General features: G+C 72.9%; 6 protein-coding genes. 4 read left to right on the forward strand and 2 right to left on the reverse strand.

Annotated features, from left to right (window positions below; translation table 11 throughout):
• Positions 1 to 183 (forward strand): hypothetical protein (locus NH602_RS27285; protein WP_253069285.1); only part of this gene is annotated, 183 nt, incomplete at its 5' end.
• 17 nt (positions 184 to 200) lie between these two features.
• Here NH602_RS27285 and meaB read toward each other — a convergent pair.
• Positions 201 to 1193 (reverse strand): methylmalonyl Co-A mutase-associated GTPase MeaB, encoded by a 993-nt coding sequence (meaB, locus tag NH602_RS27290; protein ID WP_253069286.1) that lies wholly within the window; start codon positions 1191 to 1193, stop codon positions 201 to 203.
• A 75-nt stretch (positions 1194 to 1268) separates the two neighbouring features.
• Complete coding sequence (locus NH602_RS27295; protein ID WP_179761958.1) at positions 1269 to 2456, reverse strand: acetyl-CoA C-acetyltransferase; 1188 nt, start codon at positions 2454 to 2456, stop codon at positions 1269 to 1271.
• Between the two features lie 138 nt (positions 2457 to 2594).
• Between NH602_RS27295 and mce the strand changes: the two genes are divergently transcribed.
• From mce to NH602_RS27310, 3 genes are all read left to right on the forward strand, one after another.
• The gene (mce, locus tag NH602_RS27300) at positions 2595 to 3053 is read left to right on the forward strand and encodes a methylmalonyl-CoA epimerase (RefSeq protein WP_062397320.1); all 459 of its coding nucleotides are present in this window, start codon (positions 2595 to 2597) and stop codon (positions 3051 to 3053) included.
• Positions 3054 to 3242: 189 nt separating this feature from the next.
• Positions 3243 to 4574, forward strand: a complete 1332-nt coding sequence (gene ccrA, locus NH602_RS27305) for a crotonyl-CoA carboxylase/reductase (RefSeq protein ID WP_073578493.1) — start codon at positions 3243 to 3245, stop codon at positions 4572 to 4574.
• A 130-nt stretch (positions 4575 to 4704) separates the two neighbouring features.
• On the forward strand, positions 4705 to 5939 hold a 1235-nt coding region (locus tag NH602_RS27310; protein ID WP_253069287.1), incomplete at its 3' end, for a hypothetical protein.

The following is a 5939-nucleotide window of genomic DNA, read 5'->3' on the forward strand; positions in this document are numbered from 1 at the left end:
CCGCAGAGCCCGGTCCGCGAGCGCACCGACCGCGCCCTGGACGAGGTGCTCGCCGCCCTGCGCGACGGCGACGGCCCCGCCGCGCGGGCCGCCCACGCCCGGGCCCGGGCACTCGCCCTGCGTAGCGGGTCGCAGCGCGTCCTCGACCGGCTCGCGACGCTGCCCGGGGCCACGCCCCCCTGACCCGGGGGGGCATCGGCTCAGCCCGACTGTTCCAGCAGCTCGTCGGCGGCGGCCCACGGGTCCAGCTCGCCGCCCAGCACCCGCTCGGTGAGGGTGTCGAGCGCGTCGCCGCCACGCACCCGTTCCATCCGGGCCCGGACCTGTTCCATCCCGATGCCCTCGATCTCACGGCGCGCCCGCTCGCGGCGCCGCCGCTCCCGTTCACCGGACTTCTCGGCCCAGGCGAGGTGCTCGTCGAGGGCGTCGGCGACGGCCCCGATCCCCTCCGAGCGGGACGCGACCGTCGAGAGCACCGGCGGCTCCCACGGCTCGGTGCCGATGCTCGTTCCGCCTGCGCTCCTCCCGGCACCGTCCGGAATGCGCAGGTGCAGCATGTTCCGCAGCTCCCGCACCGTGCGGCGGGCCCCCTCGCGGTCGGCCTTGTTGACCACGAAGACGTCGCCGATCTCCAGGATCCCGGCCTTGGCCGCCTGGATGCCGTCGCCCATCCCGGGCGCGAGCAGCACGACGGTGCTGTCGGCGAGCCCGACGATCTCCACCTCGGACTGCCCGACACCGACGGTCTCGATCAGCACGACGTCGCAGCCCGCGGCGTCGAGTACCCGCAGGGCCTGCGGCGTCGCCCAGGACAGCCCGCCCAGGTGCCCGCGGGTGGCCATCGACCGGATGAAGACGCCGTCGTCGTCGGCGTGGTCGCCCATCCGCACCCGGTCGCCCAGCAGCGCCCCGCCGCTGAACGGTGAGGACGGGTCCACCGCCAGCACCCCGACCCGGCGTCCGCGCGTCCGCAGCTCGGTGACCAGCGCCGACGTCGACGTCGACTTGCCCACCCCCGGGGACCCGGTCAGCCCGACGACGTGCGCGCGCCCGGTGTGCGGCGACAGCGCCGCCGACACCTCCCGCAGCTGCGGGCCGGCGTTCTCCACCATCGAGATGAGCCGGGCGACGGCGAGCTGCTCGCCGCGGCGAGCGCGTTCCACGAGTTCGCGGGGGTCCGGCGGTCCGGGCACGGTCGGCCTCCTTGTCGGGGAGCGGATGCACGTCGGCCCCCGCCGAGGCGGGGGCCGACGTGCATCACACGGAGATCAGGCCTGGGGGACGCGCACGATCAGCGCGTCGCCCTGGCCACCGCCGCCGCACAGCGCGGCCGCACCGACGCCGCCGCCGCGCGCCTTGAGCGCGAGCGCCAGGTGCAGCGCGATCCGCGCGCCGGACATGCCGATCGGGTGGCCGAGGGCGATGGCGCCGCCGTCGACGTTCACCTTCTCCTCGTCGATGCCGAGCTTGCGGGCGGAGACGATGCCGACCGCGGCGAAGGCCTCGTTGATCTCGACGAGGTCGAGGTCGGCGGGCTGGATGCCCTCCTTCTCGCACGCCTTGGCGATCGCGTTCGCGGGCTGCTCGTGGAGCGAGGCGTCCGGACCGGCGACGACGCCGTGGGCGCCGATCTCGGCGATCCAGTCCAGGCCCAGCTCCTCGGCCTTGGCCTTGCTCATCACGACCACGGCGGCCGCGCCGTCGGAGATCTGGGAGGCCGACCCCGCGGTGATGGTGCCGTCGGCGGCGAAGGCGGGCCGGAGCTTGCCGAGGCCCTCGGCGGTGGTGTCGCCGCGCACGCCCTCGTCGGTCGAGAAGACGACCGGGTCGCCCTTGCGCTGCGGGATCTCGACCGGGGCGATCTCCTGGTCGAACGTGCCGTCCTGCGCCGCGCGGGCGGCGCGCTGGTGCGAGCGGGCGGAGAAGGCGTCCTGCTCCTCGCGGGTCAGGCCGTAGCGCTCGTTGTACTTCTCGGTGGAGGCACCCATCGCGACCTGGTCGAACGCGCAGAACAGACCGTCGTAGGCCATGTGGTCGGTGAGGGTGGCGTCACCGAACTTGGTGCCCTCGCGGGACTTGGTGAGCAGGTGCGGGGCCTGGGTCATCGACTCCTGGCCACCGGCGACGACGATGTCGAACTCGCCGGCGCGGATGAGCTGGTCGGCCAGCGCGATGGCGTCGACGCCGGACAGGCAGACCTTGTTGATGGTCAGCGCCGGGACGTCCATCGGGATGCCGGCCTCGACGGCGGCCTGACGCGCCGGGATCTGTCCCGCGCCGGCGGTGAGGACCTGACCCATGATCGTGTACTGGACCTGGTCGGGGGCCACACCGGCGCGCTCGAGCGCGGCCTTGATGGCCACGCCGCCCAGCTGGGCCCCGGAGAAGCCCTTCAGGGAGCCGAGCAGACGGCCCATCGGGGTGCGGGCGCCGGCGACGATCACGGTTCCGGACACGGGGTCCTCCATCAGGCTTCGTTGTCAGGTGGGCCGCCACCATACCCACGGCCACGACCCGTCCGGACGCACCGAACGGTGGGGGTGACCAGTGGCACAGGCACCTACCGACGAGTAGAACCGGTAGCTTGTGCCCCCATGACGACAACCGAGGACGCCCTGTCGCCGCTGGTCGTGGCCGTGGACCACGTGGGCATCGCGGTGCCCGACCTGGACGAGGCCATCCGCTGGTACGCGGAGAACCTGGGCCTGGTCGCGGTGCACACCGAGACCAACACCGAGCAGGGCGTGCGCGAGGCCATGCTCGGGGCGCCCGGCGAGGCGGCCGGCGCCACGAAGGTGCAGCTGCTCGCCCCGCTGAACGAGGACTCCACGATCGCGAAGTTCATCGGGCGCAACGGCCCGGGGCTGCAGCAGGTCGCCTACCGGGTCACCGACGTCGCCGCCGCGGCGGACGCGCTGCGGGCGAAGGGCCTGCGCCTGCTCTACGACGCCCCGCGCCGCGGCACCTCGAACTCGAAGGTCAACTTCGTGCACCCGAAGGACGCCGGCGGAGTGCTGGTCGAGCTCGTCGAGCCGGCCGCGGACGCGCACTGACGGACGAGGCACGACCCCGTCCCGAAGGACAGTACGCACGTCCGGTGGGGTGCATCACGAAGCGCACTTCGGGTATCACCCTCACCGGCGACCTACGGTTAAGATACTACGCAGTAACTTGCGGTATCCCAAGCATCATCGGGTGAGCCCACCCGACTCCCCTGACAACGTCGCCATCGGAGGCCAGCAGTGAAGGACATCCGCGACGCCATCCTCGCCGGACAGTTCACCGACGTCGGAGGCCTGGAGGTGCCCGAGCACTACCAGGGCGTCACCGTCCGCGCCGAGGACGCGGACATGTTCGAGGGTCTGACCACCAAGGAGAAGGACCCGCGCAAGAGCCTGCGCGTCGAGGACGTCCCGGTCCCCGAGCTCGGCCCCGGTGAGGCGCTCGTGGCCGTCATGGCCAGTGCGATCAACTACAACACCGTCTGGACCTCCATCTTCGAGCCGGTCTCGACGTTCAGCTTCCTCAAGCGCTACGGCAAGCTCTCGCCGCTGGCCAAGCGGCACGACCTGCCCTACCACGTGGTCGGCTCCGACCTCGCCGGCGTCGTCGTGCGGACCGGGCCGGGCGTGAACAGCTGGAAGCCGGGCGACCAGGTCGTCGCGCACTGCCTCTCGGTCGAGCTGGAGAGCCCGGACGGGCACTCCGACACGATGATGGACCCGGAGCAGCGCATCTGGGGCTTCGAGACCAACTTCGGCGGCCTCGCCGAGCTGGCCCTGGTCAAGTCCAACCAGCTGATGCCGAAGCCGGACCACCTCACCTGGGAGGAGGCCGCGTCCCCGGGCCTGGTCAACTCCACCGCCTACCGCCAGCTGGTGTCGAAGAACGGCGCCGACATGAAGCAGGGCGACGTCGTGCTGATCTGGGGCGCCTCCGGCGGCCTCGGCTCCTACGCCACCCAGTTCGCCCTCAACGGCGGCGCCACCCCGATCTGCGTCGTCTCCTCGGAGGAGAAGGCCCAGATCTGCCGCGACATGGGCGCGGAGCTGGTCATCGACCGCAACGCCGAGGGCTACAAGTTCTGGAAGGACGAGACCACCCAGGACCCGAAGGAGTGGAAGCGGCTCGGCGCGAAGATCCGCGAGCTCACCGGCGGCGAGGACCCCGACATCGTCTTCGAGCACCCGGGCCGCGAGACCTTCGGCGCCTCGGTCTACGTCACCCGCAAGGGCGGCCAGATCGTCACCTGCGCCTCGACCTCGGGCTACATGCACGAGTTCGACAACCGCTACCTGTGGATGAACCTCAAGCGGATCGTCGGCTCGCACTTCGCGAACTACCGCGAGGCCTACGAGGCCAACCGGCTCGTCGCCAAGGGCATGATCCACCCGACGCTGTCGCGGGTGTACCCGCTGACCGAGACCGGCCAGGCCGCCAACGACGTCAAGCAGAACCTCCACCAGGGCAAGGTCGGCGTGCTCGCGCTGGCTCCCGAGGAGGGCCTCGGTGTCACGAACCCGGAGAAGCGCGAGAAGCACCTGTCCGGCATCAACCGGTTCCGGGGCGTCTGACCCCCGATCGGTCGTCCGGAGGCCCCGTCCGTGTCACACGGACGGGGCCTCTGTCCATAGCGGGGTGAACCCCGTGACCCTCGGTGCGAACTCACGGCTGTGGAACGTCGGCGACGGTACGGTGAACGACATGGCCGGTGACCACGATGTGCCCGTACCCCGGACCGGTTTCTCGATCGCGCGCCGCGGCTACGACCAGGCGCAGGTCGACAGCCACCTGCGCCGGCTCGACGCCGAGGTGCGCATGCTGGCGGCCGACCGTGACGCGGCGGTCGCCCAGAACACCCGGCTGAGCCGCGAGCTCGACGACGCCCGTACCCGCGCCGAGGCCATGCAGCAGCAGGTCAACCGGCTCGCCGGCCCGCCGCAGAGCGTGCAGGGCATGAGCGAGCGGCTCCGGTCGATGCTGCGTCTCGCCGAGGACGAGGTCGCCGAGATGCACGCCGCGGCGGACCGCGAGATCGCCGAGAAGCGCCGCCGGGCCGAGGAGCACGCCCGCACCGTCGTCGAGGACGCGCGCGTCCGGGCCGAGCAGACCCTCGCGCAGGCCGAGGCCACGGCCGCGGAGGCCGCGCACCGGTCCGCCGAGCGGGAGCGCGCCGTCGAGGAGAAGCAGTCCCGCGTCGAGCGGGAGCTGGCAGCGCTGCGTGAGCGCACCGAGGCCGAGCTCGCCGAGCGGCGACGCGTCACCGAGGCCGAACTGGCCGAGCAGCGCACGACGACCGAGCGCGACCTCGCCGAGCAGCGCAGCTCCACCGAGCGCGAGCTCACCGAGGCCGAGCGCACCGTCACCGCCCGGATCACCCGCGCCGACACCGAGGCCCGGGAGAACCGCGAGCAGGTCGAGCACGACTTCCGGATCGCGATGGACCAGCGCCGTACCGAGGCGCTGACCTCGCTGTTCGCCGAGCGCGACGCGCTCGAGGCCGACATCTCGCGCCGTGAGCGCGAGGCCGCGGAGCGGATCCGCCGCGACCTGGACCAGGCCCGTACCGACGGCGAGAAGATCCGGTCCGACGCCCGCCGGGACGCCGAGGAGACCACCTCCGCCGCCCAGCGCCGCGTCGAGCAGCTCATCGGGCTGCGCGCCCGGGTCGCCGAGCAGCTGCGTGGCGCGCGGTCGCTCATCGAGTCCGGCGTCGACGACCTCGATGCGGGCCCGGCCCTGGCCGACCTGCCCGCCGACGAGCCGCCCGCGGGGCAGGCCCCCGTCGAGCAGCCCCCGGCCGGGATCACCGAGCCGCGGACCACCGTGGCTCCCGCCGCGCCGGGCGCGGCCGACACCCCCGCGAGCACGCCCCGCACGGTCGAGGAGGCCGTCACGGCGAAGGAGCGCCGGTCCGCCGCCGCGGAGAGCGAGCCGGA

Origin of the sequence: Pseudonocardia sp. McavD-2-B, assembly GCF_024124365.1 — a bacterium.
GTDB lineage: Bacteria > Actinomycetota > Actinomycetes > Mycobacteriales > Pseudonocardiaceae > Pseudonocardia > Pseudonocardia alni.

Coding starts and splice junctions, on each gene's coding strand:
- mce (WP_062397320.1), top strand. CDS start 2,595: ATGACGACAACCGAGGACGCCCTGTCGCCGCTGGTCGTGGCCGTGGAC.